This is a genomic window from Pseudomonas graminis (assembly GCF_013201545.1).
Classification (GTDB): Bacteria; Pseudomonadota; Gammaproteobacteria; order Pseudomonadales; family Pseudomonadaceae; genus Aquipseudomonas.
Map to the genome: position 1 here is coordinate 2292873 of NZ_CP053746.1, position 25573 is coordinate 2318445.

Consider the following 25573-nt stretch of genomic DNA (forward strand, 5'->3'; position numbering starts at 1 on the left):
TCATCCGACGGGCAGGTTTAACGGATTGCGGCCTTGCGCAGCGGTGTGGTCCAGCGTTCTGCCAGGATCACTCCGCCCAGCGTCAGGGCACCGCCGATGAAGTGATACGAGGCCAGCTGCTCGCCCAGCGCGAGTGCGGCAACCAGCGCCGTCAAGATCGGCACCAGGTTGAAAAACAACGTGGTACGACTTGGCCCGAGGATGGAAATCGCTTTCATCCACAGCAACGGCGCGAGCATTGAAGTCGGAATACACGCATAGAGCACCAACGGAATGTTGCTCGCGTTCAAACCGGTTTTCGGTGAAATCAGGAACAGCGGGAACAGCGCAATGATCGCCACCAGAATCTGCAGATAGAGCAACTGCAACGGCGGCATGCGCAATTGCCATTTCTTCAGCAGCGTGCTGTAGGTCGCATACGCCAGCGTCGCGACAAGCATCATGACATCGCCCACGTTGATGCCATGGGCAACCAGCAAACTCCAGCTCCCCTGCGACACCACCCACAACACACCGGCGAATGACACGAATGCACCGACCAGCGCGCCGGCTGTCAGCCGTGTGCCAAGGCTGGCGATCGACATGCCCAGGGTCATCACTGGCACCAGCGACAGAATGATGCCCATGTTCGTGGCCGTGGTGATGTTCGCCGCGTAATACGCCAGGCTTTGATAAATCGCCATGCCCAGCACGCCAAGCACTACGACTTTGCCGATAATCGGCCTGATCTGCGCCCGATTGCGCAGCACGGGGCCGAGCAGAAACGGCGTGAACAGCAGGCCCGCCAGCAGCCAGCGGTAAAAGCCGATCTCGGCCGGGAAAATACGCCCGGCGGCGGCTTTGGTGATGACGTTGTTGCCCGCCCAGATCATGACGGTGAGCAGTGGATAAAGGTATTGCATGACCGGACCGGCGGCTGAATGAGGCGCCATTATCGGCCTGTCAGTCCGCACGTCCAGCGCACGCTTCGCATTTGCAGAAATATGCAGCAACATTCTTTGGCTACACTGGCTTTAAAGCCATGCCGGTGCGTGGCGCTTCCGGAGAGAACCGATGACGATGCTGCGTATTCCTCTGCTGGTGATGGGCTTGCTGTTGAGCGCTCAGGGTTTTGCCGCCACCGCGCAACAAAACAAGATGACCACTTGCAACGCCGATGCCTCGGCCAAATCGCTGAAGGGCGATGAGCGCAAGGCATTCATGAGCACCTGTTTAAAGGCCACGCCTGCGCCTGCCGTGACCCAGCAGGAGAAGATGAAGACCTGCAACGCCACGGCCAGCACTCAGGCGCTCAAGGGCGATGCACGCAAGGCCTTCATGAGCGATTGTCTTAAAAAGAAATAATTTTCCAGGCCAACCGCGGGCGTCGATTTCCGGCGCCAGCCCCTGCACTTTCAGCGATTGCGGCCGATGATCTGGCCTGCAATCGCAGCCTCCCAACGCTTGAGCTCTCAAGGGCTTTCGCGTCGCTGGTTCTCCACTCAGAACGCTGGCAGACTGCCCATCCTTCACGCCGCTCGTTTTGAGGCTGTATGCCAACGTTTACGCCCCGTCAAGTCTATCTGGCCAGTTGCATTCTCGTGTTCGGCGGGCTGCTGCTGGTGCTGCCGCTCAATCTTTTGCCCAGTCTGCTGGCGGGTTTGCTGGTGTACGAACTGGTCGACATGCTCACGCCGCAGCTGCAACGGCTGATTGCCGGCGAACGCGCGCGGTGGCTGGCGGTGGCGTTGCTGGGCACTCTGGTGGTGACCGTATTGGCGTTGCTGTTTGCCGGCGCGATCAGTTTTTTGCTGCACGAAGCGGAAAACCCCGGCGCGTCGCTGGATAAATTCATGATTCTGGTGGACCGCGCCCGCGGTCAGCTGCCGCCCTTTATCGACAACTACCTGCCGGCCAGCGCCACCGAGTTTCAAGTGTCGCTCAGCGCCTGGCTGACCAAGCACCTCGGTGAACTCCAGTTGCTCGGCAAAGGCGCGGCGCACATGTTCGTCACCCTGCTGATCGGCATGGTGCTGGGCGCGATCATCGCCCTGCAGCGCATCCCCGATGTCACCAAGCGCAAGCCATTGGCGGCGGCGCTGTTCGAGCGTCTGCACCTGCTGAGTCAGGCGTTCCGGAATATCGTCTTCGCGCAGATCAAAATCTCGCTCCTGAACACGGCGTTCACCTCGATCTTTCTGGCGGTGATCCTGCCGCTGTGTGGCGTGCACTTGCCGCTGACCAAAACCCTGATTGTGCTGACCTTCCTGCTGGGCCTGCTTCCGGTGGTCGGGAATCTGATGTCCAACACGCTGATCTTTATCGTCGGCATGTCGTTGTCGATCTGGGTGGCGGTGGCGGCGTTGGGGTATCTGATCGTGATCCACAAGGTCGAGTATTTCCTCAACGCACGGATTGTCGGCGGGCAGATCAGCGCCAAATCGTGGGAATTGCTGCTGGCGATGCTGATCTTCGAAGCCGCGTTCGGCCTGCCGGGGGTGGTGGCTGGACCGATTTATTACGCGTACCTGAAGAGCGAACTGCGCCGGGCGGAGTTGGTATAGCGATTGGTGCTCAAAAGATGTGCACCCGTTTCACGGCGGCATGCGGTGTTTTTGTGGGACCGGCGTCAGCCGGAAAGAGGCCAGGTAGGACAGCATAAGATTTGCGGCGTGACGCCCGGCGCCTTCCCGGCTAAAGCCGGTCCCACTAAAAAAGCGGGACAGCCGCGAGTCAGCCGTAGCGCTTCTTCGCTTCGATCGCCAGGCCGCTGCCGATGCTGCCGAAGATGTTGCCTTCAACGTGGCGGGCCTTGGGCAGCATGGCGGCGACGCTGTTGCGCAGGGCCGGGATGCCGCTGGAGCCGCCGGTGAAGAACACGGTGTCGACATCGGTCACGCCCACGCCTGCCTGATTCAACAGGTTCGTCACGCTACCGCGCACGCGTTCGAGCAGCGCATCGATGGACGATTCGAACAACTGCCGCGTCAGGTCGACGCTCAAGCCGGGCTCGACGCGGTCCATCGGCACCGGGCGGCTGTCCGCTTCGGTCAGCTGGATCTTGGTCTCTTCCACTTCCATCGCCAGCCAGTGGCCGGCGCGTTGCTCGATCAGCTTGAACAGCCGGTCGATGCCCTGGGTGTCTTCGATGTCATAGCGCATGCTGCCCAGCGCCAGTTGCGACTTTTGCGAATACACCGAGTTGATCGTGTGCCAGGTCGCCAGGTTCATGTGCGTGCTGGTCGGCATGTACGCGCCGCTTTTCATCCGGCTGCCATAACCAAACAGCGGCATCACGCCCTGCAGGCTCAGTTGCTTGTCAAAGTCGGTACCGCCAATGTGCACGCCACCGGTGGCGAGGATGTCGCTATGACGGTCATCGATCAGACGACGTTCCGGCGACAGACGCACCAGCGAGAAGTCTGACGTACCGCCGCCGATGTCGACGATCAGCACCAGCTCTTCACGGTCCAGCGTCGACTCGTAGTCAAACGCCGCTGCAATCGGCTCGAACTGGAAAGAAACGTCCTTGAAACCGATCTTGCGTGCGACGTCGGCCAGTGTGTCTTCGGCTTCCTGATCGGCGGCAGCGTCGTCATCGACGAAATGCACCGGGCGGCCCAGCACGACTTGCTCGAAGGAGTGGCCGGCAGCGGCTTCGGCGCGCTTTTTCAGTTCACCGATGAATAGCCCGAGCAAGTCCTTGAACGGCATCGCCGTACCCAGCACGCTGGTGTCGTGCTTGATCAGCTTGGAACCCAGCAGGCTCTTGAGCGAGCGCATCAGGCGGCCTTCGTAGCCCTCGAGGTATTCGTGAAGGGCGAGGCGACCGTATACCGGGCGGCGCTCTTCAATGTTGAAAAACACCACCGAAGGCAGCGTGATCTTGTCGTCTTCCAGTGCGATCAGCGTTTCCACTCCAGGGCGTAGCCAGCCGACCGTGGAGTTGGACGTGCCGAAGTCGATGCCAAGGGCACGGGCCGGGGATGGAGTGCTCATCTGCTTTGCATACCAGTCAAAAAACGGCCGCGCAGTGTATGCGAGTGCGCGCCGGATGCGTAGCGCGAAACGTCGGTTTATCGCATGCCCGGTATCTATTTCGCGTGCGTGTCTTGAACTGAGCCGTCTAGCCCCAATCTAGCAGGCAACTCTTCATGTTTTTTGGCCGGTCTGGACAGCGTTTCATTCGCGAGACTGCGTGCCGATAACCTTGCAACGTTCAACGCAGCCAGCATTCACATGTGAAACACGCTGCGGACTGGGCTGGATATTCCAGAATTGGGTGACCGTCAGATGGACTTCAAAGACTATTACAAGATTCTTGGCGTAGAGCCGACAGCGGACGAGAAGACAATCAAGACCGCCTATCGCAAGCTCGCGCGCAAGTATCACCCCGACGTCAGCAAAGAGCCTGGCGCGGAAGACAAATTCAAAGAGGCTTCCGAGGCGTATGAAGCGCTGAGCGATCCGGAAAAACGTGCCGAATACGACGAGATCCGCAAATACGGCAGTCAGGGCCGGTTCCAGCCGCCGCCTGGCTGGCAGGGCCGTGGCGGCGCGGGCGCGGGTCCGGGCTTTGGTGGCGGTGGCTTCGAGGACGGCGATTTCTCCGACTTCTTCAGTTCCATCTTCGGCAATCGCGGGGGGCAGCAAGGCGGTCGGGCGCAGAGCCCGGGGCGTCGAGGGCAGGATGTGGAGATGGAACTGGCGGTGTTTCTGGAGGAGACACTCTCCACCGAGTCCAAGCAGATCAGCTTCAAGGTGCCGCAGCACAGCGCCAACGGCCAGCGCATGGCGGACATCACCAAGACGCTGAACGTGAAGATCCCGGCGGGCGTCACCGATGGCGAGCGCATCCGGTTGAAAGGGCAGGGCGCTCCCGGCGTGGCCGGTGGCGAGAAGGGCGATCTCTATCTGATCATCCGTCTGGCGCCGCACCCGATGTTCGACGTCGAGGGCCACGACCTGATCATCACGGTGCCGATCGCGCCGTGGGAAGCGGCGCTGGGCACCAAGGTCGCCGTACCAACACTGACCGGCAAGATCAACCTGACCATCCGCCCAGACAGTCAGAACGGCCAGCGGCTGCGGGTCAAAGGCAATGGCCTGTTGAACAAGCAAGGCCAGCGCGGCGATCTGTACGCACAACTGAAAATCGTCATGCCCAAATCCACCGATGAGGCTACCAAAGCGCTGTGGGAGAAGCTGGCCGAACAGGCCGCGTTCGATCCGAGGGCTCAATGGAGTAACTGATCATGAGCAACACCCTGGTCATCGACATGCAGGAGTTCTGTCAGGTGGTCGACCTGCCGGCCGCCTTCGTCATCGAGATTGTCGAACATGGCATCCTCGAACCCCAGGGAAGGCAGCCGGACGAATGGCTGTTCGATAGCGCGGCGCTGTCGATCGCCAAACGCGCGGTCAAATTGCATCACGAATTGCAGCTGGAGTGGGACGGCGTCGCCCTGGCGCTGAACCTGCTCGACGAGCTTGAACACGTGAGGGCGGAAAACCGCATGCTCAGGCAGCGGCTGGGGCGGTTTCTCGAGTGAAGGGCCGCCACAGGAAGTTTGCGGAGCCGGGCTGGCGCCTGCTATCAGGAATCGGATCGACTCGCTGATTTTCCTGCTGACCACGAACCTGTGGGAGCGAGCTTGCTCGCGAAGAGGCCTTCTCATTCGTTACATCTTCGGCGGCAGGACTGCCGCCTTCGTGAGCAAGCTCACTCCCACAAGTGCTGCGTTTCTGCCAGATAGCGATCTTCCTGCTGACGACGTCATTGTGGGAGTGAGCTTGCTCACGAATAGGCCCTTCCATCCGCTACATCTTCGGCAGCAGGGATGCAGTCTTCGTGAGCAAGCTCATTCCCACAGTGCTGCGTTTCTGCCAGATAGCGATCTTCCTGCTGACGACGTCATTGTGGGAGCGAGCTTGCTCGCGAAGAGGCCTTCTCATTCGTTACATCTTCGGCGGCAGGACTGCCGCCTTCGTGAGCAAGCTCACTTCCACAGGTATCGAGCGCCCCTGCAACAGCGCGGTGTTTGGCGGATTTCGCGCAGTCGCTTGCTAGCCTTTCTTCGGCAACTCCACGGTAAACGTCGTACCGTCTCCGACGTTGGACACGACCGTGATGCCCCCGCCATGGGCGTTCACCACTTCTTTTACGATGAACAGTCCCAGGCCCAGGCTGGTGGACGGGTTGTGGACGCCGGCCTTTTCATTGGCCGAGCGCACCAGCGGGTCGAAGATGCTGCCGATGGCTTCTTCCGCAATCGGCTCGCCGTCGTTGTGCACCGAGAGGCTCACGTGGTTTTCGCTGCCGGTGAGCGTGACGGTGACCCGACGCGTCGCCGCGCCATGCTGCAAGGCGTTGCCAATCAGGTTCTGCAGCAACTGCGCGATGCGTGCCTGATCCCACTCGCCCCGGGTCTCACCGGTGCTGGTGAACACTGCGTTGCAATCGGGCTGCCCCGCCGTGGCCGCGTCAATGGCTTCACGGCAGGCGAGGGTCATCTCCATCGGCTTGCGTTCGACCGGCAACGTGACGCCGAGACGGCTTCGAACGAACTCCAGCAAATCGCTGATCATCGTTCCCATCAACAGACTGCTGCTCTTGATGCGCTTGATATACGCAAGATCGGCGTCCGTCAGCGCGGTTTTGCGCATCAGCACTTCGGACGACATGCCGATGGCCTGCAAGGGCGCGCGCAGGTCGTGGCCGAGAATGGCGAGAAAGATGTCACGGGAACGCGTCACGCGATCGGCGTAGGCGGCCGTCGACTCGGCCAGGGCTTCGTCGATGGCTTCGTTGAAGCGAATCATGTCAGTGAGGTGACTGGCCTGTGGTTCTTTCTGGCTTTCTGCCCAAAAGCGCACGACCGTGGCCCGAAGGTGACGGAATTCAGACGTCATCTGCACCAGATCAAACCCGACGATATGCCGCAGCTCACCATGACTGGAGGCGGCCTGATCGAGTGTCGGGGTTTTGCCGATGTCTTCGCCCTGAGCCTTGGCGATGCGCTCGGCTTTGGTCTGGGCGGTGTTCATGTCACGGGCCGCCGCGAGAAGGATCGCCTCGGCGTGGTCGCGCAGCTCGACTGAACTCATCTGGGCGGCTGCGGGCGTCAGCGTGGCCGCAAACCGTTCCCACTCATCGACGATGCGATCCACATTCTGAACGATGAAGTCCGAAAGACGCATGGGGGACTACCTTGCTGGCGGGGCGCTGAATGAGAGCGCGCATAGTACCGCCATGTTGTTGCAGGAAGCATCACGCATTTGCGTGCGCTTCCTTTTAGCGTCGGCTTGCCGTCCAGTTGAAGCGCTGTCAGGCAGCCAAAACAAGCCATGTAGGAGACCGGGGTCGCGCTCCGCCGTGCTCACCAAGGCGGCATTTCAGCCACTGAAAGGGTGGGTGGATGCGCCGGCCCCTTCGCGAGCAAGCTCGCTCCCACAAGGAAGTGAGTTCTCCGCTTAGAACAGAAAATACCGCTGCGCCATCGGCAAGACCTCGGCCGGTTCGCACCACAACAGCACGCCGTCCGCCTTGACCTGATAGGTCTGCGGGTCGACGTCGATGTTCGGCAGGTAGTCGTTGTGGATGAGGTCGGCTTTGGTCACGCTGCGGCAGCCCTTCACCACGCCGATCTGTTTCTTCAGCCCCAGCTGCTCCGGAACGCCGGCATCAAAGGCCGCCTGGCTGATGAAGGTCAGGCTGCTGGCGTGCAACGAGCTGCCGTAGCTGGCGAACATCGGGCGGTAGTGAACCGGCTGCGGGGTCGGGATCGAGGCGTTGGCGTCGCCCATCAGACTCGCGGCAATCGACCCGCCTTTGAGGATCAGCGTCGGTTTCACGCCGAAGAAAGCCGGGCGCCAGAGCACCAGGTCAGCCCATTTGCCCACTTCCACCGAGCCCACTTCATGGCTGATGCCGTGGGTGATCGCCGGGTTGATGGTGTATTTGGCGATGTAGCGTTTGGCGCGGAAGTTGTCATTTCCCTCGCCGTCACCAGGCAATGGCCCGCGCTGGCGTTTCATTTTGTCGGCGGTCTGCCAGGTGCGCATGATCACTTCGCCGACGCGGCCCATGGCCTGGCTGTCGGAGCTGAGCATCGAGAATGCGCCCAGATCATGAAGAATGTCCTCGGCGGCAATGGTTTCGCGGCGGATGCGGCTCTCGGCGAACGCGACGTCTTCGGCGATGCTCGGGTCCAAGTGATGGCAGACCATCAGCATGTCCAGGTGCTCGTCGATGGTGTTGCGGGTGAACGGCCGGGTCGGGTTGGTCGAGCTCGGCAGCACGTTAGGGAAGCCGCAGGCCTTGATGATGTCCGGTGCGTGACCGCCGCCGGCGCCTTCGGTGTGGTAGGTGTGAATGGTGCGGTTCTTGAACGCCGCCAGGGTGGTTTCGACGAAGCCGGATTCGTTCAGGGTGTCGGTGTGGATCGCCACCTGCACGTCGTACTGATCAGCAACGCTCAGGCAGTTGTCGATGGCCGCCGGCGTGGTGCCCCAGTCTTCGTGCAGCTTGAGGCCGATGGCGCCGGCCTTGACCTGCTCGATCAGCGGCTCGGGCAGGCTGACGTTGCCTTTGCCGGTGAAGCCGATGTTCATGGGGAACGCTTCGGCGGCCTGCAGCATGCGCATCATGTGCCACTTGCCGGGCGTGACCGTGGTCGCGTTGGTGCCTGTCGCGGGGCCGGTGCCGCCGCCGATCATGGTGGTGACGCCGCTCATCAACGCTTCTTCGATCTGCTGCGGGCAGATGAAGTGGATGTGGGTGTCGACGCCGCCGGCGGTGAGGATCATGCCTTCGCCCGCAATCACTTCGGTCGCAGCGCCGATGGCGATGGTCACGCCGGGCTGGATGTCCGGGTTGCCGGCCTTGCCGATGGCCGCGATGCGCCCGTCCTTGAGGCCGACGTCGGCTTTGACGATGCCCCAGTGATCGACGATCAGTGCGTTGGTGATCAGCGTGTCGACGACTTCGGCAGCCACGCCCTGGCCCTGGCCCATGCCGTCACGAATGACCTTGCCACCGCCGAACTTCACTTCCTCGCCATAGACGGTGAAATCCTGCTCGACCTCGATCCACAGCTCGGTGTCGGCCAGACGCACACGGTCGCCGACAGTGGGGCCGAACATGTCGGCGTAGGCTTGTCGGCTGATCTTCATACTTCGTTCCTCGAATCAAAGCGGCAAGCCTCAAGCGGCAAGCTGCAAGTAAAAGCGAATGTTGTGTACGCCGCGGACTGCTGTGATTGGCGCTTGTGGCTTGGCGCTTGCAGCTTGACCTGGCTGGAAAGTGGACGCGTTTTACAGTTCACCCATAACTCTTCCGGCAAACCCGAAAACCCGCCGCAACCCGGCCAGGTCCACCAGTTCCACTTCCCGCGCCTGCCCTGGCTCGAAGCGCACGGCGGTGCCGGCCGGGATGTTCAGGCGCATGCCCCGGCTGGCGGCGCGGTCGAAGGTCAGGGCGTCGTTGGTCTCGAAAAAATGAAAGTGCGAGCCGACCTGAATCGGCCGGTCGCCGCTGTTGGCGACGCTCAGGGTGATGGTGCGGCGACCGGCGTTGAGCTCGATGTCGCCGGGTTGGATCTGGTACTCACCAGGAATCATGCGCTCTTCCTCGACAGTAACTTGTAGTAAATGGCCGTGGCCTTGTATTCGCCGTCAGGGTTGCAGGCGTAGTCCGGCAGCAGACCCGACAGCTCGTAACCCAGCGCACGATAGAAATCTTCAGCATCGGAACCTGCCAGCGTGTCCAGAAACAACAGCCCGCGCTGATGCTGCTGGGCCGCTTGCTCGACCGCTGTCATCAATTGAGTTGCCAGCCCGCGCCGACGCGCCTGACTGAGCACCAGCAATTTCTGCACCTCCGCGCGGTTCAGGCCGTTGGCCTTCTGGCACAGCGCCAATTGCACCGTCGCCAGCACCTGGTCTTCTTCTGCCACCACCCACAGCAGCACGTTGCCCTGCTTGACCTCGGCTTTGACGCCGTCCCACCAGTCGGCAGCCTCCTCGGCGCCTAGATCCGCCATGAACCCGACCGACGCGCCGTCTTGCACGGCGTCGAGCAATAGCGCCACCAGCCCCGGGCGGTAGTGGGCAAAACTTTCTGGCGTGACACGGCGTAAGTGGGCGGCATTCATGGGCGAAATCCTTTCAGAATGAACATTCAGGCGACAGGCTTGATGCCGGGCGCTTGCGAGGGTGGAGCAGAGGCGCCTGGCGACAGGTCCAGCTGCATGAAGGTCAGGTCCAGCCAGCGGCCGAACTTGGTGCCGACCTGGGGCATCTGCCCGGTGGTGATGAAACCCTCGCGCGCGTGCAGGTGAATCGACGCTGCGTTTCCGCTTTCGATGGCCGCGACCATCATGTGCTTGTCGCAGGCGCGGGCGCGTTCGATCAGCGCTTTCATGAGCAGCGGACCCAGGCCGTTGCCCCGTTGATCGGCACGCACGTAAACCGAGTGCTCAACGGTGTGGCGAAAGCCTTCGAATGGCCGCCAGTCGCCGAACGACGAATAGCCCAGCACCTGATCGTCGGCGTCGACCGCCACCAGAATCGGGTACGCCTGGGCCTGGCGCGCGGCGAACCAGGCTTCGCGGTTGGCGAGGTCCACCGGTTGCTCGTTCCAGATCGCCGTGGTGTTGAGCACGGCGTCGTTGTAGATGGCCAGCACGGCCGGCATGTCCGTCGGCAATGCGTCACGAATCGAATAGGTCATGTTCGTTTCCACGGGTTCCTGTGTGGCTGTTTCAGTGGGCATCTCAGCTTCAATGCGCAGCTCAGGCGATGGGCTGATGCACGGTGACAAGCTTGGTGCCATCCGGAAAGGTGGCCTCGACCTGGATTTCCGGGATCATTTCCGGGATGCCTTCCATCACTTGGTCACGGGTCAGCAGGGTGGTGCCGTAGTGCATCAGGTCAGCAACGGTCTGGCCGTCGCGCGCACCTTCCAGCAGGGCGGCGGAAATGAAGGCCATCGCTTCCGGGTAATTGAGCTTCACACCGCGTGCCAGCCGCCGCTCGGCGACCAGGCCTGCGGTGAAGATCAGCATCTTGTCTTTTTCGCGTGGGGTCAGATCCATGGGTCTTGTCCGTTTCAAATAACTGAATGAGTCAGCGCTGCAATGTATCTGTAGGAGTGAGCTTGCTCGCGATTTGCGGTGTGTCAGAGACATATTCCTATCTGACGGATCGCTATCGCGAGCAAGCTCACTCCTACAGGATGTCTATGCGTGTTCCCGAGGGCGCGGATCGGGGAACGCGGCCCATCATGTACTCCAAATCCTCGGCGCCACCGCTTCCCGGCCCAGCAGGGCAGGGCGCAGAAGTTTCCATAATTCGAGCAGCCAGGCCCGCGCGTGCAGTGCTTCGGCTGCCAGGCAACGGGCGATGATCAGGCCGGGCAACTGGCTCAGGTCGCCGCGCACGGGAGAATGCTCCGCCAGCTCGCGGCAGCGCTCCATCAATTCAGCGTCGATTTCTCCGGTCACGATCAGCGTCGCGAACACTGGCTTGCCGCCCAGGCCGATGGGCGAATCCAGCAAACCGTCATTGCCGACGATGCGCTGGCGCTCGTGCCACAGCAGGCTGCCGTCACGCCGAATGTCCAGATGCGCCTGAAAATGCCCCTGATCGAAACGCTCGCCACTGGCCGGCCTGCCCAGCGCCACCACGTCCCAGTAGAACAGCCGGGCGTCGCCTTCCAGATCGATCCGCGTGGTCAGTTCAGCCTTGGCCTCGCTGAACACGATGCTCTCCTGCGGCAGCCACTCCAGCGTGCCGCCTGCAGCGACCTTGATGTCCAGCTGTTGATAAGCCGGCCCTGCCGCGCGGTACCACTTCGCGGCGCCGGGGCTGGTCAGTTGCGCCCAGGCATTGGCGCCGACGCTGGCGCTGATGTCCAGCCGATCGCCGCCGGCAATGCCGCCCGGCGGGTGAACGATGATGTGCTGGCAGACCTGCGGGCCTTCGGCGTACAGATGCTTTTGCACCCGCAACGGACCTTTGTGGCGTCGCTGGGTCGGGCGCGTACTGTCGCCGAAACGCCCATACGCCAGCTCCAGCTCGGCATGCCAGCTGGGGGTGAACAGGGCGGTGTGGGCAGGAAGATTCATAAGTCGATTATCGTTTTATCGAAGGTCAGTACCTTAGCTGATCGGCGCATTAATTAAATGGTGACCAGACCCCGAACGCCTTCGGCCTCCATGTTTTCGCCGCGGCCCTGCTGGACGATCTCGCCGCGGGACATGACGATGTACTGATCCGCCAGCTCGGCGGCAAAGTCGTAGAACTGCTCGACCAGCAGGATCGCCATGTCACCGCGGGCGGCGAGCTTTTTGATCACCGCGCCGATTTCCTTAATCACCGAGGGCTGAATGCCTTCAGTGGGCTCGTCGAGAATCAGCAGTCGAGGGCGACTGGCCAGAGCGCGACCGATCGCCAGTTGCTGTTGCTGGCCGCCGGACAAGTCACCGCCACGCCGATGCTTCATCTGCAGCAACACCGGGAACAGCTCGTAAATGAACGGCGGGACTTCCTTGGCCTCCGCGCCCGGGAACCGCGACAGGCCCATCAGCAGGTTTTCTTCAACGGTCAGTCGGCCAAAAATCTCCCGGCCCTGGGGCACGTAGGCGATCCCGGAATGCACGCGCTGGTGGGGCTTGAAGCCGGTGATCGGCTTGGCGTCCCACTGCACCACGCCTTCTTTGGCCGGTAGCAGCCCCATCAGCACTTTCAACAGCGTGGTCTTGCCCACGCCGTTACGACCGAGCAGGCAGGTGACCTCGCCGATCTTCACGTCAAACGACAGACCTCGGAGGATGTGGCTGCCGCCGTAGAACTGATGCAGCTGAGTGACGGTTAACAATTTGATTTCCTCGGATTCATCAGCTGCAAGCTGCAAGAAAAAGCGTTCGTTCCTCACAAGCTGTAAGCCCCAAGCTTCAAGCTGCAAGAAAAAGCCGATCGGAGTGCGCGCTTCTAGCTTGTCGCTTGCCGCTAAAAGCTTGCCGCTGGGCGGTTCACCGCCCCAGATACACCTCAATCACCCGTTCATCCGCCTGCACGTCTTCCAGTGACCCCTCCGCCAGCACGCTGCCCTGGTGCAGGACGGTGACGTGGTCGGCGATGGTGCCGACGAAGCCCATGTCGTGCTCGACCACCATCAGCGAGTGCTTGCCGGCCAGGCGCTTGAACAGCTCGGCGGTGAATTCGGTTTCGGCGTCGGTCATGCCGGCGACGGGCTCGTCGAGCAGCAGCAGTTGCGGGTCCTGGACCAGCAACATGCCGATCTCCAGAAACTGCTTCTGACCGTGGGACAACAGCCCGGCGGGGCGCGACATCGATGAAGTCAGGCGAATGGTTTCCAGCACCTCGTCGATGCGGTCGCGCTGTTCGCCGTTGAGCTTCGCCCGCAGGCTGGCCCATACCGACTTGTCGGTCTTCTGCGCCAGCTCCAGGTTCTCGAACACGCTCAGGGCTTCGAACACCGTGGGCTTTTGAAACTTGCGGCCGATCCCGGCCTGAGCGATCTGCACTTCGCTCATCTTGGTCAGGTCGAGGGTTTCGCCGAACCAGGCCTTGCCGTGACTGGGGCGGGTCTTGCCGGTGATCACGTCCATCAGCGTGGTCTTGCCCGCGCCATTGGGGCCGATGATGCAACGCAGCTCGCCGACACGGATGTACAGATTCAGATCGTTGAGGGCCTTGAAGCCATCGAAACTGACGCTGATGTCTTCCAGCGTGAGGATCGTGCCGTGCAGCGTGTTCAGCCCTTTGCCAGCCACCTGACCGAGACCGATGGCGTCGCGGCTGGTGCCGGCATCGCTGTTCGGGTCGAGCACTGGATCGAATGCGGGCGTCGGAGTGCTTTTCATTGGTCGCCCCTTTTCTTGATCAGGCCGATCACGCCTTTGGGCAGGTACAGCGTCACTACGATGAACAGCGCGCCGAGGAAGAACAGCCAGTATTCAGGGAAGGCCACGGTGAACCAGCTCTTCATGCCATTGACCACACCGGCGCCGAGCAGCGGGCCGATCAGCGTGCCGCGACCGCCCAGGGCGACCCAGACGGCCGCTTCAATGGAGTTGGTCGGCGACATTTCGCTGGGGTTGATGATGCCGACCTGCGGCACGTACAACGCCCCGGCCAAGCCGCACAACACCGCGCTCAACACCCACACGAACAGCTTGAAGCCGCGCGGGTCGTAGCCGCAGAACATCAGGCGGTTTTCGGCGTCACGCACGGCGGTCAACACGCGCCCGAACTTGCTGCGCGCCAGACGCCAGCCGACGAACAGGCTGCCCGCGAGCAACGCTACCGTGAGCAGAAACAACACCGCGCGGGTGCCCTGGGAGGTGATGCTGAAACCCAGAATGCTGCGAAAGTTGGTGAAACCGTTATTGCCGCCAAAGCCGGTTTCGTTGCGGAAGAACAGCAGCATCCCGGCGAAGGTCAGGGCTTGGGTCATGATCGAGAAATACACGCCCTTGATCCGCGAACGGAAGGCGAAGAAGCCGAACACCAGCGCCAGCAACCCCGGCGCCAGTACCACCAGGCACATGGCCCAGAGGAAATGCTGCGTGCCAACCCAGTACCACGGCAGTTCGGTCCACGACAGGAACGTCATGAACGCCGGCAGGCTATCGCCCGACGCCTCACGCATCAGGTACATGCCCATCGCGTAGCCGCCCAGGGCGAAGAACAGCCCGTGGCCCAGGGACAGCAGACCGGCGTAACCCCAGACCAGATCCAGTGCCAGCGCAACGATCGCGTAGCAGAGGATTTTGCCTACCAGGGTCAGCGTGTAAGCCGAGACTTGCAGACTGTTGCTTTCAGGCAGCAGGGAGAGCAACGGCAAAGCGATCAGCAGGGCGAGAATCACCACGCCGACCGCGACCGTAACTTGGGTGCCGGCGCGTTGCGCGGCAGTGACCATCAGTGGCTGATTCATCAGTCGATCACCCGTCCTTTGAGTGCGAAGAGGCCTTGCGGACGTTTCTGAATAAACAGAATGATCAGCGCCAGGATCAGGATCTTGCCCAGTACGGCGCCGATCTGCGGTTCGAGAATCTTGTTGGCGATGCCCAGCCCGAAGGCCGCCGTGACGCTGCCGGCCAGTTGACCGACGCCGCCGAGTACGACCACCAGGAAGGAGTCGATGATGTAGCTCTGGCCCAGGTCAGGACCGACGTTACCGATCTGGCTCAGCGCCACGCCACCCAGCCCGGCGATGCCGGAGCCGAGCCCGAAGGCCATCATGTCGATGCGCCCGGTGGGCACGCCGCAGCAGGCGGCCATGTTGCGGTTCTGGGTCACGGCGCGCACGTTCAGGCCCAGGCGGGTTTTGTTCAGCAGCAGCCAGGTCAGCACAACGACGAACAGCGCGAAGGCGATGATGACGATGCGGTTCCAGGGCAGCACGAGATTGGGCAGCACTTGAATGCCGCCCGACAGCCATTCCGGGTTCGCCACTTCGACGTTCTGCGCGCCGAACACGACGCGAATCAGTTGAATCAGCATCAGGCTGATGCCCCACGTCGCCAGCAGGGTTTCCAGCGGGCGACCGTACAAGTGGCGTATGACCGTGCGTTCCAGTGCCATACCGATGCAGGCGGTGACGAAAAACGCGATGGGCAGCGCCACCAGCGGATAAAACTCAAGGGCCCCGGGGGCGTAACGCTGAAACATCATCTGCACGACGTAGGTGGCGTAGGCGCCAAGCATCAGCATCTCGCCGTGGGCCATGTTGATCACGCCGAGCAGGCCGAAGGTGATCGCCAGTCCCAGCGCCGCCAGCAGCAGAATCGACCCGAGCGACAGGCCGGCAAAGGCTTGCCCGAGGATCTCGCCGAACATCAATTTGCGTTTGACCTGAGCCAGACTCGTCTCCGCCGCCAGACGCACGCTGGGGTCAGTTTCGACGTTGGGTTCGAGCAGGGTTTCGAGACGGGTGCGGGCCAGTGGATCGCCGGTTTCACCGAGCAGGCGCACGGCGGCGAGGCGCACGGTGGGGCTGACGTCGACTAACTGCAGGTTGGCCAGTGCCAGGTTCAGCGCAGAGTGAACGCTGTCGTCCTGCTCGCTCGCCACTTGTTGCACCAGCAAGGGCAACTGCGCCGGGCGGGCGCTTTTTTGCAGGATTTGCGCGGCGGCCAGGCGAACCTTGGGGTCGGCAGCGAGCAGCTGATGGCTTGCGAGCGCGGTGTTGATCAGGCCGCGCAGACGGTTGTTCAGGCTGATGGCTTGGGGTGTATCTGGGTTGGGCGCATCGGCCAGCGCGGGGGCGTCAGGGTCGACGGCGATGAAACTGTCGCCGTTCTGGATGAACGGCCGGTTGCTGCTGTCGGCAGCGACGCGGCCATCCTGCAGGGCAACCAGTAATTCAACGCGCGCCGGATCAGGCCTGGCGGCCCAGCTTTCCAGCAGTTGGGCGCGCGCGGAGGAGTCGGCCGCGACAAAGTCGCCGGCATCGCTGGCGTGGGCGGCGAAAGGCAGCCAAAGGCACAGCGCGAGAAGAAGGTGGAAATATCTGGGCATATCGAGTCCTGGAAGCACCCGCGCGACGTAACGTCAGACGGGGAACCTGTAGGAGTGAGCTTGCTCGCGATCGCGGTATACCAGCCGACATCATCGTCACAGGCAGATCGCAATCGCGAGCGAGCTCACTCCTACAGGGATAGGTTCAGCCGGAACATTTCAGCCGACCGTTTACCCTGTGCCGCTTAGTTGCTCTTCACCGCATAGTCAGGCTTTTTGTCGTTGCCCGGAATGAACGGACTCCAAGGCTGGGCACGAATCGGCTCTTTGGTCTGCCAGACCACGTTGAACTGACCGTCGGCCTTGATTTCGCCGATCATCACCGGCTTGTGCAGGTGGTGGTTGGTCTTGTCCATGGTCAGGGTGAAGCCCGACGGCGCGGCGAAGGTCTGGCCGGCCATGGCGTCGCGGACTTTATCCACATCGGTGGACTTGGCTTTCTCGACCGCTTGAGCCCACATGTGGATACCCACGTACGTGGCTTCCATCGGGTCGTTGGTCACGGCCTTGTCGGCGTTCGGCAGGTTGTGCGCCTTGGCGTAGGCCTTCCAGTCGGCGACGAACTTGGTGTTGACTGGGTTCTTCACCGATTCGAAGTAGTTCCACGCCGCCAGGTTGCCTACCAGCGGTTTGGTGTCGACGCCGCGCAGTTCTTCTTCGCCGACCGAGAACGCCACCACCGGTACGTCGGTGGCTTTCAGGCCCTGATTGCCCAGCTCTTTGTAGAACGGCACGTTGGAGTCGCCGTTGACCGTGGAGATCACCGCCGTCTTGCCGCCCGCCGCGAACTTCTTGATGTTCGACACGATGGTCTGGTAATCGCTGTGACCGAACGGGGTGTAGACCTCTTCGATGTCCTTGTCCGCGACACCTTTGGAGTGCAGGAACGAGCGCAGAATCTTGTTGGTGGTGCGTGGGTAGACGTAGTCGGTCCCCAGCAGGAAGAAGCGTTTGGCCGCGCCGCCGTCTTCGCTCATCAGGTATTCAACCGCAGGAATGGCCTGCTGGTTAGGCGCGGCGCCGGTGTAGAACACGTTCGGTGACATCTCTTCGCCTTCGTACTGCACCGGGTAGAACAGCAGGCCGTTCAGCTCTTCAAAGACCGGCAACACCGACTTGCGCGACACCGAGGTCCAGCAGCCGAACACCACGGCGACCTTGTCCTGAGTCAGCAACTGACGCCCTTTCTCCGCAAACAACGGCCAGTTCGACGCCGGGTCGACCACCACCGGCTCAAGCATCTTGCCGTTGACGCCGCCCTTGGCGTTGATCTCATCAATGGTCATCAGCGCCATGTCCTTGAGCGAGGTCTCGGAGATGGCCATGGTGCCGGACAAAGAATGCAGAATGCCGACCTTGATGGTCTCGGCCGCCTGAGCGGTCCAGGTCAAACCCATCGCTGCGATCGATGCAGACAAAGTGAACGCTTTCAGCAAACTACGACGCTTCATTGGCTAGCTCCATTCTTTGATTTTTTTAGATGACGGCTGTTGGCGGTGCAGAGTTGAGTCTGCTTAGGCTTTAGCAAACGCTGGGCCAAGGCTGCTTACGTCGCGAAATGGAATGAAAACGTCGCCTGCAACGGGCGCCGCGCACCAACGTGGATCGGTGTACGGCGGCTGGTGCGTCCTGCGCGCTCAAGTGGTGCGACACCGTTCGGTGCCGCGGGGTGGGGGTTGAGGCACCCGGATAACGCGGCTATCTCACGAACAGCTCGCGCTCCCCGGTAAATAGATCAAAGGTTTCGTACACCATCGTGTCCGGCGCGGTGAAGTAGGCGAATGCCTGTCCGTTCACTTCGTGTAATGCCCTGAGTTGCAGGCGAGTGCCGGGCGGGATAGCGACGTGGTCGGCGAGAAAGCCCGAGAACATGTTCTTCTTCGGTACAGACGGCGCAAAGATCAGAAACCCTGGATGCGTATTGCTCGGTGCCTGGTCCGTCACGAATGCGTCGAGGCTCCATCGCACGGCATTTCCCCGGCTGATGGAAGCCGACTGCACCCCTGCGTCGACAAATACTGCACCCAGCTCGCGGCGCAGCTGCTGCAGACCCTCGTCCGTGATGCGCGCGGCACGGAATGCATCGCCTTTCCAGGACCGCAGGCGGTAGAACTGGTTGAGAAACGCTTTCGTCTTGGGCGTTCGCGCTCCGCTTCTCAGGAGTTGGTTGATCTCTGCAGAACCGCCTTCTATGTAGTCCAACAAGTCGGGGTACAGCTCTGCTCGCGCTCGCTCGGCCAGGGCCAGGAACCGGGGTTCATCAAGGGATGGCTCAACGAGGGTGATGCCTTCAGACGGGAACGGCCATCCGGTGAGCAACAGCCTCAGCTCACGCCGGGCCTGTCGATCGGCCTGCGGGCTCAGGCGAGCGAACGGCTGCGAAAGTTTCCTCCAGCTACCGGCGCTTGATCGCACGACGTACTCGTCTTCATGGATCAGCAGCGCGGGGTCCCGAGGATGGAGGCGATACAGGCGAGACCGTCCGAACAGGTTGAAGCGTCGAGTCACGTAACCCGTTTCGGAACCGAGGGTAATCTCGGTGAATTTATTCGGGTCCAGCCGCGTGATCATGCCGGACTCGGCAAAGTAGGGCGCTCCGGCGGGGGACATCAGATAGCCGATCTGCACCTGTCCTCCGCGTCCGGTGCGGCGAACCAGATGCGGACGTTTTATCATCGTCAGGTGATGGCCCTTCACGGCGGCGCCGCTGGCCTTGCCGATACCCGCCGTCAGCAGATATCCGGCGGCGTCGAGGAATTCCTGTGCGGCACCGTCCCAGTCGTTTTCGTTCACTTTCTGAAAGCCGCTCCAGGCATTAGCCAGTCCCATTCCGAGGGCGAGGGGAATCATGACGGGCGCGGGCAACAGCAACAGCGACACGCTCACGGCCATGTCGAAGTTTTGCCAGCGGGACCCGCCATCGTCGGGCGGGGTCAGCAGCGATTTCGCCTGCTCTTTCAACTGGCGGATCCTGACGGCGAAATACTCGTCCAACAGATCGCCCTTCTGCGGCACAAACACCACGGGGTGCGTCAAGTGGGACGGAACGGGAACCGGCCCCGGCAGCGACGTCAGTACGTCAGGGAGGCGCCAGTGCTTGAGCCACTCCTCATAATCGAGCATCTGCCGAGCCTGGCGCCTGTCCGACAGGGGCAGCAGCCTCGCCATGTAGGATTTGTACGTGTCGTGTTCCAGAAAAGTCTGTGTGAGGTGGAACATGCTGTTGAAGGCGCGGAACACCACGTTATCTGGCGCATTGAGGGTGCAAAGGGCCAGAGGCCCCTTGTCGAATCTGCCGGCCGGGGCAATCAGCATGACGTCCGGGATCTTGACCCCACCGATGTGCAGTAATCGTACTTCGATGCTGACCCCGTCCACCTTCTGACGCTGCTCCGAATCGGGGCCGTCCAGTGCCGCTTTGATCCAGCGCAGACGATTCTCGGGAAATCCGTTGAGCTGACTCTCCCTATACGCCATGCCCAGTCGTGCCAACAGCAACTCGCGGTGCTGTTGCTTCAACTGCACAGCGTACTCGGAGTGATCAAGGTGTTCGGCAAGGTAGTCATCCAGCCGCTTTGGAATCTCGATTCGCGCCAGTAGTTCTTTCACGAACGCCTCTGAGAGTCCCGGTATCGCTACACCGTGTTCGTCTGCAACCCGCAACTCGCTGGCATCCTGAGCTGTCGCCCGCAGTGTGTTGTCGTGGGCCAGTGCGTGCAGCGAGAAGGTCTGCGAGTGAGTCTCGGTTTCCAGCACGGTGACAGGGTAAAAGCGCGCCGGGATGGGCTGGTGGAACATCGCGGTTACCAGAATCTGTCGGGGCGACAGTTGAATGTTTTTCTCTGCCAGTGCGGCGGTGACCGTTGCATCGACGTATGCGGTGATGACGTGGGCGCTGTCAGCTTGCGGCGTGTTGAAGTGGTCCAGGCTGATGCGCCGAATGGACTGGATAGACTGAGCGTAAGCCGTCGCATCGCGGGTCCATTCGACCTGCTGCTCCTCACTCATTTTTCCCCACCAGTCGGGCATCTGTTCGCGGACCACATCACAGTCCAGCTGTTGCTCGATGCGGTGGTTATCGAACAGTTGATCCGATGCCATCAAGTCTAGAATGAGGCGCTGAAAGGACGGTGGATTGAGACTCAGGGACTGAGCGATGTTCACCGCGTGATCGAAGTCTGCCTTCTGTTTGATGACCTGCGAGGTCAGCAGCAGGCTCATGAAATTATTGCCCAGCTTTTGCAAGCCCCAGCGTATGGGGGGCTGCTCACTGTCAGAATTGGGAAGCGCCATTGCGACAACGTCGTCCAGCCTGAGATGGCCCAGCAATTGGCGGCGTTGAGTTGTGTCGGCAAGCCGACGGGTGAGGGTGTCGGTGAGCTGATGCACTGAATCGAAACGTTCCAGACTGCCAGCAGGGGTGTAAAGAACGACCTCGCCGACTGACTCGTCGTCGGTTGCCGGCACCTGATCGGTGCGTTGCTCGGTGATCACAAATGCCCCGGTCAGGGGAAAAAGTGCAGTAGAGCTCGTCCCCAGCCACAGGTTGAACACGTCGTGTTTCTGCAGGGGATCAGCCGAGGTGTCCATGCCGTAATCCAGTGTGGCGTTGAGCATGCTGAACAGATGCGGACGAAACTCGCCTTTTTCGACCCGCATCTGGCCTTCCAGCCTGAGCAGTTTGACCCGGTCCGCGAGGAAGTCCTCACGCCGCGTTTTTCCGGAGGGCTGAACCTCTGCCCAGTGATCCGAGAGTGTTTGTTTATAGCGATCGGGCAGATCTTGCGCGACGGCTGCATAAAGAGCAGCCAGTGCGTCGCGGTCCAGCCCGCCAATGGGGGACGTTTCCGGCGAAGGAAACTCAGTGGTGTAGAGCCCGGCAGACACGACGTTCTGCCACCGAAAGAACCCGGTGAAGTGCGCTGTCAGGCTGGCAAGCAGCGGGCTGTGGGTGGTGACTTCCGTGACGCCGGGTTCGATGCTTCGCTCCTGGCAGACAAGCCATGCACTGGCGTAATCAAACGCGAGCTCGGGGTGGCTCAGGCGAAGGCAGTCAGTGAGCGTCTGCTCCAGGGCCTGGTTGAAATCGGGAAGGGTGTAAATCGTCAAGGCAGAGCTGTCGACGTCGAGCAGGGGTGTAGCGGTAACGTTCGTGGAATTCATGGCGCCTGTTCATATACATGAGGGATGACTCGCAGAACCGACGGGTTCGGCGACTCGTTTCATGTAGTCAAGGCGTGAGGCGTGCGTCTGTAGGTGGGGACAGCTCTGGACGCGAAGGAAACGCAACCAGGCAGGTAGGATTTTTCGCGGAGGAGGAGGGCATTTAATGAACAGAAAAAACAGGTGCGGAACCTGAAACCCGGAATGAGGAGGAATTCATCACTAAACCACCCAAAGAGGGTTCCAGGCCCCGCGAGACGCAATCTAAGCTGTTGTCGCTGTTTTGGCAAAGCGCGAACGCACTATTCGATCGAGCAGCCACACCGCCAGCATTGAAACGCCCACCAGCGGAAACGCGAGGCCCAGCAGGATCATCACTACTGTTGCGGTTTTCCAGCGTGGCAGGTCATGACGCAGGGGCGGAACGCCGAAGCCGTTTTGCGGGCGACGCTTCCACCAGATCACGATCCCGCTCACCGAACTCAGCAGCACCATCAGGCAGATGAACAGAATCAGCAGCTGGTTTACCCAGCCGTACATCTTGCCTTCGTGCAGCATTACGCCCAGTTCGGTGGCTTTGGACACGGTGCTGTAATCGCTGTAACGCACATCCGCCAGCACCTTGCCGGTGTACTGATCCACATGCAGCGTGGCGTCGTTGCGCGGGTCATCGGCGAACACGGAAACGGTGAACACGCCGTCAGCCGTTTTCGGTTGGGTGATGCTGTAGCCCGGCTCGATGTTGCGCGCCCTGGCGATGTCCACCACTTGCTGAAGGGAAATGCCCGGCGCCGCAGGAGCGCTGGACATGTGCGCGTGATTCATGTGCTCGGCGTGATCCCCCGACGACACCGGCATCGGCGTGTTTTCCATGGCCCACGGAACCGTTTGCGCGCTGGCACTGTTCAAGGCGCCAGCCTGTTTGCCCGACTTGGGCACGTCATTCCACATGGCCGGCGGAAAAGTGTTCCAGACATCGGCGTAGACCTTTCCCCACATGCCGGTCCAGGTCATGCCGCTCAGCAGCATGAACAGCAGCGCCACCGACCCCCAGAATCCGGTCACCGCGTGCAGGTCACGCCAGAGAATGCGACCTCGCGCGCTGACGCGAGGCCAGAGCACGCCGGCCGGTGATCGACCTCGCGGCCACCACAGATACACACCTGAAACCACCAACACGATGCCCCAGCCGGCGGCCAGTTCTACCAGCCGATCGCCGACCGTGCCGATCATCAGTTCGCCGTGCAGTTCGCGCGCGATGGCTTGCAGGTTTTGCTTTGCGTCCTGAGTGCCAAGCACCGTGCCGCTGTACGGATCGATGAACACGTTCACCTCGCGGCCGTCATTGTTGACCACGAACTGCGCGCTGCCCTCGGCATTCAGCGGCGGCAGGTATTTGCTCACCTGGGCCTGCGGATAAGTCGTCAGCACGCGCTTTTGCAGGTCGTCGGCACTGAGTGAGTGGTGAGCGGGTTTGACCGTCAGCAGGTCGCCGTACATCAGCGCGTCAAGCTGCGGCTTGAACAAGTAGATGATCCCGGTGACCGCCAGCAGGATCATGAATGGCGCGACGAACAGGCCGGCATAGAAATGCCATCGCCACGCCAGGTTGTAGAAAGACACATTCGGTTTGGACATGGTGCAACGCTCCCGTCAGGGAAAACACGCCGCAACCCGCGGACGGCCATAAAGCCGTCAGCGGGTGCGATTAAATTTGGTATTCAGGCGACTGACGAGAAGGGCGGTGCGCGACTGCGGGCGTTAAGGAAGACGCTGCGCTGGGCGTGGCCGAGTTGGGTGGCCTCGTTGTAGAAGTCGGCGGGTCTCGGCGGGACAGGCGCCAGGACGGCCACGGTTTTGGTCAGCGCCGGGCAGCTGAACAGCAGCGTGCAATACCCGCACTTTGCCCAGATGATGTGATCGACGCCGACGTTCTGCTCGACCTTGGCATGGCCGCTGTGCTCACCCGCGCCCATCTCCAGGTCCATCGACGCCGACATGTCCATTTCGCCGTGCATCGACATCGACATGGATGCCGACGCAGGCATCGCCATGCCGCTGTGATGCTCCATGGGCATGGATTGCGAAATCAGCGGGCCGATGAAGATCATCAGCATGGCGAACAGGCTCAGCCAGGCGCCCTGCGGATGACGAGGGGCGGGGGCGGATCTGGCGCGGGTCGCGGGCAGGCGGTTCAAGGTGGGCGGTGTCGGTCTTCGGCGGGTCAGTGGGCGTGGGCCGGAGCGGCAGCATCGGGTGGCTGTTTCAGTACCACAACGTCGACGGTGAGGTCGCCCGCTTTTTGAAAATGCAGGGTCAGCGGGAAGGTCTGACCGTCGATAAGTCGGCTGCGGTCTTTCAGGTCCAGCAACATGACGTGATAGGCCATGGGCGCGAATGTCACGGTGCCCCCGGCAGGGACATCCACCGTCTCGACGTGCTGCATCTTCATCAGTCCATTCTGATTGATGTGCTCGTGCAACTGGGCGGCACCGGCGATGGGGCTGTCGACCGCTTCCAGCCTATCGGTGTCGGGGCCGCTGTTGGTGATCACAAAATAGGCCGCGACGGTGGGCGCGTTGGGCGGTAATGCCATTGACCATGGTTGCGCAACGCGCAGTTGCCCCTTGGCGTAATCCTGGGCTTCAACGAAAGCGGCTGGCAGCGCAAGGGCGATCAGCACGAGGATTTTGTTCAGCATCTACGCAGGTCTCCGGGTTCATTCAGGTACGCGACGGCACGATCGACACATCAGACCCGGGGTGACGCGTGCGGATTACGGTCAGGCCAGTGCTGACGAGGCGGCGCGCGCAGCACCAATACCGCGACAGGGAAGCGCACCGGTTCGATGAGGGCAAAGAGCCCTAAACCGACGCTGGTCGGTACCGCAACCAATGGCGTGGCGTGGGTGCAGCAGTCGCAATGCCGCATGAACGCGATGTCGGGGTGATAGGGCGATTGTTTATCGATGACTTCAACGGGCGTATTGGCCAGTCGGGACGCAGCGCCAGTGCAGGCGCTTCCCCAGACCAGCCGCTCACCCTCGGGGCGCGGCATGGTGGGCGTCATCGGCATCGCCAGCACGCCGAACAGCAACGTGAAACAGGCCACCCAGGCAAAGGCCCGGCGCCGCTTCTGCGTGATGATTTGATCTTGTTGTTTTTTCATGTCGGCCATTTAGCCTGATCGGCCGCCAGATGTAAAAAGCCCGCCCGCGACGTTATGTCGCGCGGCGGGTTTGGTTCAGGAAGGGTTCAGCAGGGTTTCAGGCGGTGGAAGCGTGGAGTTTCAGGCCCAAGGCTTTGATGACCTTCATGATGGTGGCGAATTCGGGGTTGCCGCCTCTGCCTAATGCCTTGTACAGACTTTCGCGGCCTAAACCCGTGTCGCGTGCAATCTGCGTCATCCCATATGCGCGCGCAATGTCTTTCAGGGCCAGTCGGACTAGCATGCCGTCACCGGTGTCCTCATCGAGACAGGCATCGAGATAGCCCGCCATGTCTTCAACCGTCTCCAAGTATTCCGCTGCGTCGAACGGTTTGAATTCTTCTTTCATCATTGTTCCCTCGCCGTGAGGCGTTCCGCCATTTCCCTGGCACGTCTGATATCCGTTTTCTGAGTCGATTTGTCCCCACCAACTAGAAGCAGATAGATCGCGTTCCCATGGCGGGTCAGATAAATTCGATAACCCGGCCCGTAGTGAACACGCATTTCAAAAACGCTGCTACCTACTGATTCACAATCTCCAAAGTTGCCTCGCTGTGCTGATCGAATCCGCGCAATGATGCGCTGTTGCCCGGTCTTGTCCTTCAAAGACGTCAACCACTTGTTGAATGAGGTGGATCGTTCGAAAAAAATCATACGGGAAAGGTATCCCGGA

Annotated in this window: 25 protein-coding genes; 4 read left to right on the forward strand and 21 right to left on the reverse strand. The window is 61.3% G+C overall.

Annotated elements, in window-relative coordinates; all coding sequences use genetic code 11:
* Positions 1-17: 17 nt before the first annotated feature.
* Positions 18-902 (reverse strand): DMT family transporter, encoded by an 885-nt coding sequence (locus FX982_RS10320; RefSeq protein WP_172613024.1) that lies wholly within the window; start codon positions 900-902, stop codon positions 18-20.
* Between the two features lie 151 nt (positions 903-1053).
* Here FX982_RS10320 and FX982_RS10325 point away from each other — a divergent pair, with 151 nt between their 5' ends.
* Positions 1054-1344 carry a PsiF family protein gene (locus FX982_RS10325; protein ID WP_172610561.1) on the forward strand — a complete coding sequence of 97 codons (291 nt, stop codon included), beginning with the start codon at positions 1054-1056 and terminating at the stop codon, positions 1342-1344.
* A gap of 188 nt (positions 1345-1532) precedes the next feature.
* Entirely contained in the window at positions 1533-2543 is a 1011-nt protein-coding gene (locus tag FX982_RS10330; protein ID WP_122533783.1) for an AI-2E family transporter, read from the forward strand.
* Between the two features lie 169 nt (positions 2544-2712).
* On the opposite strand, the gene FX982_RS10335 is transcribed toward FX982_RS10330, so the two are convergent.
* Entirely contained in the window at positions 2713-3978 is a 1266-nt protein-coding gene (locus FX982_RS10335) for an Hsp70 family protein (RefSeq protein WP_172610562.1), read from the reverse strand.
* A gap of 294 nt (positions 3979-4272) precedes the next feature.
* Between FX982_RS10335 and cbpA the strand changes: the two genes are divergently transcribed.
* Entirely contained in the window at positions 4273-5232 is a 960-nt protein-coding gene (cbpA, locus tag FX982_RS10340) for a curved DNA-binding protein (protein WP_172610563.1), read from the forward strand.
* Between the two features lie 2 nt (positions 5233-5234).
* Complete coding sequence (locus FX982_RS10345) at positions 5235-5531, forward strand: chaperone modulator CbpM (protein ID WP_172610564.1); 297 nt, start codon at positions 5235-5237, stop codon at positions 5529-5531.
* Positions 5532-6045: 514 nt separating this feature from the next.
* On the opposite strand, the gene FX982_RS10350 is transcribed toward FX982_RS10345, so the two are convergent.
* The 19 genes from FX982_RS10350 to FX982_RS10440 all read right to left on the reverse strand — a co-directional run bounded on the left by FX982_RS10350 (position 6046) and on the right by FX982_RS10440 (position 25554).
* The gene (locus FX982_RS10350; RefSeq protein ID WP_172610565.1) at positions 6046-7179 is read right to left on the reverse strand and encodes a sensor histidine kinase; all 1134 of its coding nucleotides are present in this window, start codon (positions 7177-7179) and stop codon (positions 6046-6048) included.
* Between the two features lie 273 nt (positions 7180-7452).
* Positions 7453-9153, reverse strand: a complete 1701-nt coding sequence (gene ureC / locus FX982_RS10355; protein ID WP_172610566.1) for an urease subunit alpha — start codon at positions 9151-9153, stop codon at positions 7453-7455.
* A gap of 141 nt (positions 9154-9294) precedes the next feature.
* The gene (locus FX982_RS10360) at positions 9295-9600 is read right to left on the reverse strand and encodes an urease subunit beta (protein WP_065987755.1); all 306 of its coding nucleotides are present in this window, start codon (positions 9598-9600) and stop codon (positions 9295-9297) included.
* Positions 9597-10133, reverse strand: coding sequence for a GNAT family N-acetyltransferase (locus tag FX982_RS10365; RefSeq protein ID WP_172610567.1), 537 nt, complete (start codon positions 10131-10133; stop codon positions 9597-9599). Before FX982_RS10365 ends, FX982_RS10360 begins: the two co-directional genes overlap by 4 nt.
* A 26-nt stretch (positions 10134-10159) precedes the next feature.
* Positions 10160-10711: a GNAT family N-acetyltransferase gene (locus tag FX982_RS10370; RefSeq protein ID WP_172610568.1), complete on the reverse strand. Its 552-nt coding sequence runs from the start codon at positions 10709-10711 to the stop codon at positions 10160-10162.
* A 61-nt stretch (positions 10712-10772) separates the two neighbouring features.
* Entirely contained in the window at positions 10773-11075 is a 303-nt protein-coding gene (locus FX982_RS10375; protein ID WP_065987752.1) for an urease subunit gamma, read from the reverse strand.
* A gap of 186 nt (positions 11076-11261) precedes the next feature.
* Positions 11262-12107 carry an urease accessory protein UreD gene (locus FX982_RS10380; RefSeq protein WP_172610569.1) on the reverse strand — a complete coding sequence of 282 codons (846 nt, stop codon included), beginning with the start codon at positions 12105-12107 and terminating at the stop codon, positions 11262-11264.
* Between the two features lie 53 nt (positions 12108-12160).
* The gene (urtE, locus tag FX982_RS10385; RefSeq protein ID WP_172610570.1) at positions 12161-12859 is read right to left on the reverse strand and encodes an urea ABC transporter ATP-binding subunit UrtE; all 699 of its coding nucleotides are present in this window, start codon (positions 12857-12859) and stop codon (positions 12161-12163) included.
* A gap of 154 nt (positions 12860-13013) precedes the next feature.
* Positions 13014-13868: an urea ABC transporter ATP-binding protein UrtD gene (gene urtD / locus FX982_RS10390; protein ID WP_172610571.1), complete on the reverse strand. Its 855-nt coding sequence runs from the start codon at positions 13866-13868 to the stop codon at positions 13014-13016.
* Complete coding sequence (urtC, locus tag FX982_RS10395; RefSeq protein WP_122625656.1) at positions 13865-14944, reverse strand: urea ABC transporter permease subunit UrtC; 1080 nt, start codon at positions 14942-14944, stop codon at positions 13865-13867. Before urtC ends, urtD begins: the two co-directional genes overlap by 4 nt.
* The gene (gene urtB / locus FX982_RS10400; protein ID WP_172610572.1) at positions 14944-16530 is read right to left on the reverse strand and encodes an urea ABC transporter permease subunit UrtB; all 1587 of its coding nucleotides are present in this window, start codon (positions 16528-16530) and stop codon (positions 14944-14946) included. Before urtB ends, urtC begins: the two co-directional genes overlap by 1 nt.
* A 185-nt stretch (positions 16531-16715) precedes the next feature.
* Entirely contained in the window at positions 16716-17981 is a 1266-nt protein-coding gene (gene urtA, locus FX982_RS10405; protein ID WP_172610573.1) for an urea ABC transporter substrate-binding protein, read from the reverse strand.
* A gap of 247 nt (positions 17982-18228) precedes the next feature.
* Positions 18229-21693 (reverse strand): dermonecrotic toxin domain-containing protein, encoded by a 3465-nt coding sequence (locus FX982_RS10410; RefSeq protein ID WP_172610574.1) that lies wholly within the window; start codon positions 21691-21693, stop codon positions 18229-18231.
* Between the two features lie 264 nt (positions 21694-21957).
* Positions 21958-23331, reverse strand: a complete 1374-nt coding sequence (locus tag FX982_RS10415; RefSeq protein ID WP_172610575.1) for a PepSY-associated TM helix domain-containing protein — start codon at positions 23329-23331, stop codon at positions 21958-21960.
* A gap of 83 nt (positions 23332-23414) precedes the next feature.
* Entirely contained in the window at positions 23415-23882 is a 468-nt protein-coding gene (locus FX982_RS10420; RefSeq protein ID WP_172613025.1) for a DUF2946 domain-containing protein, read from the reverse strand.
* 35 nt (positions 23883-23917) lie between these two features.
* The gene (locus tag FX982_RS10425) at positions 23918-24394 is read right to left on the reverse strand and encodes a copper chaperone PCu(A)C (protein ID WP_172610576.1); all 477 of its coding nucleotides are present in this window, start codon (positions 24392-24394) and stop codon (positions 23918-23920) included.
* A 50-nt stretch (positions 24395-24444) separates the two neighbouring features.
* On the reverse strand, positions 24445-24870 hold the full coding sequence (locus FX982_RS10430; RefSeq protein WP_172610577.1) for a DUF2946 family protein: 426 nt from the start codon (positions 24868-24870) through the stop codon (positions 24445-24447).
* Between the two features lie 88 nt (positions 24871-24958).
* On the reverse strand, positions 24959-25249 hold the full coding sequence (locus FX982_RS10435; protein WP_122533764.1) for an addiction module antidote protein: 291 nt from the start codon (positions 25247-25249) through the stop codon (positions 24959-24961).
* The gene (locus tag FX982_RS10440; protein ID WP_172610578.1) at positions 25249-25554 is read right to left on the reverse strand and encodes a type II toxin-antitoxin system RelE/ParE family toxin; all 306 of its coding nucleotides are present in this window, start codon (positions 25552-25554) and stop codon (positions 25249-25251) included. The genes FX982_RS10435 and FX982_RS10440 overlap by 1 nt, the downstream gene beginning before the upstream one ends.
* Positions 25555-25573 lie beyond the last annotated feature (19 nt).

Coding starts and splice junctions, on each gene's coding strand:
- FX982_RS10320 (WP_172613024.1), bottom strand. CDS start 902: ATGCAATACCTTTATCCACTGCTCACCGTCATGATCTGGGCGGGCAAC.
- FX982_RS10325 (WP_172610561.1), top strand. CDS start 1,054: ATGACGATGCTGCGTATTCCTCTGCTGGTGATGGGCTTGCTGTTGAGC.
- FX982_RS10330 (WP_122533783.1), top strand. CDS start 1,533: ATGCCAACGTTTACGCCCCGTCAAGTCTATCTGGCCAGTTGCATTCTC.
- FX982_RS10335 (WP_172610562.1), bottom strand. CDS start 3,978: ATGAGCACTCCATCCCCGGCCCGTGCCCTTGGCATCGACTTCGGCACG.
- cbpA (WP_172610563.1), top strand. CDS start 4,273: ATGGACTTCAAAGACTATTACAAGATTCTTGGCGTAGAGCCGACAGCG.
- FX982_RS10345 (WP_172610564.1), top strand. CDS start 5,235: ATGAGCAACACCCTGGTCATCGACATGCAGGAGTTCTGTCAGGTGGTC.
- FX982_RS10350 (WP_172610565.1), bottom strand. CDS start 7,179: ATGCGTCTTTCGGACTTCATCGTTCAGAATGTGGATCGCATCGTCGAT.
- ureC (WP_172610566.1), bottom strand. CDS start 9,153: ATGAAGATCAGCCGACAAGCCTACGCCGACATGTTCGGCCCCACTGTC.
- FX982_RS10360 (WP_065987755.1), bottom strand. CDS start 9,600: ATGATTCCTGGTGAGTACCAGATCCAACCCGGCGACATCGAGCTCAAC.
- FX982_RS10365 (WP_172610567.1), bottom strand. CDS start 10,133: ATGAATGCCGCCCACTTACGCCGTGTCACGCCAGAAAGTTTTGCCCAC.
- FX982_RS10370 (WP_172610568.1), bottom strand. CDS start 10,711: ATGACCTATTCGATTCGTGACGCATTGCCGACGGACATGCCGGCCGTG.
- FX982_RS10375 (WP_065987752.1), bottom strand. CDS start 11,075: ATGGATCTGACCCCACGCGAAAAAGACAAGATGCTGATCTTCACCGCA.
- FX982_RS10380 (WP_172610569.1), bottom strand. CDS start 12,107: ATGAATCTTCCTGCCCACACCGCCCTGTTCACCCCCAGCTGGCATGCC.
- urtD (WP_172610571.1), bottom strand. CDS start 13,868: ATGAAAAGCACTCCGACGCCCGCATTCGATCCAGTGCTCGACCCGAAC.
- urtC (WP_122625656.1), bottom strand. CDS start 14,944: ATGAATCAGCCACTGATGGTCACTGCCGCGCAACGCGCCGGCACCCAA.
- urtB (WP_172610572.1), bottom strand. CDS start 16,530: ATGCCCAGATATTTCCACCTTCTTCTCGCGCTGTGCCTTTGGCTGCCT.
- urtA (WP_172610573.1), bottom strand. CDS start 17,981: ATGAAGCGTCGTAGTTTGCTGAAAGCGTTCACTTTGTCTGCATCGATC.
- FX982_RS10410 (WP_172610574.1), bottom strand. CDS start 21,693: ATGAATTCCACGAACGTTACCGCTACACCCCTGCTCGACGTCGACAGC.
- FX982_RS10415 (WP_172610575.1), bottom strand. CDS start 23,331: ATGTCCAAACCGAATGTGTCTTTCTACAACCTGGCGTGGCGATGGCAT.
- FX982_RS10425 (WP_172610576.1), bottom strand. CDS start 24,394: ATGCTGAACAAAATCCTCGTGCTGATCGCCCTTGCGCTGCCAGCCGCT.
- FX982_RS10430 (WP_172610577.1), bottom strand. CDS start 24,870: ATGGCCGACATGAAAAAACAACAAGATCAAATCATCACGCAGAAGCGG.
- FX982_RS10435 (WP_122533764.1), bottom strand. CDS start 25,249: ATGAAAGAAGAATTCAAACCGTTCGACGCAGCGGAATACTTGGAGACG.
- FX982_RS10440 (WP_172610578.1), bottom strand. CDS start 25,554: ATGATTTTTTTCGAACGATCCACCTCATTCAACAAGTGGTTGACGTCT.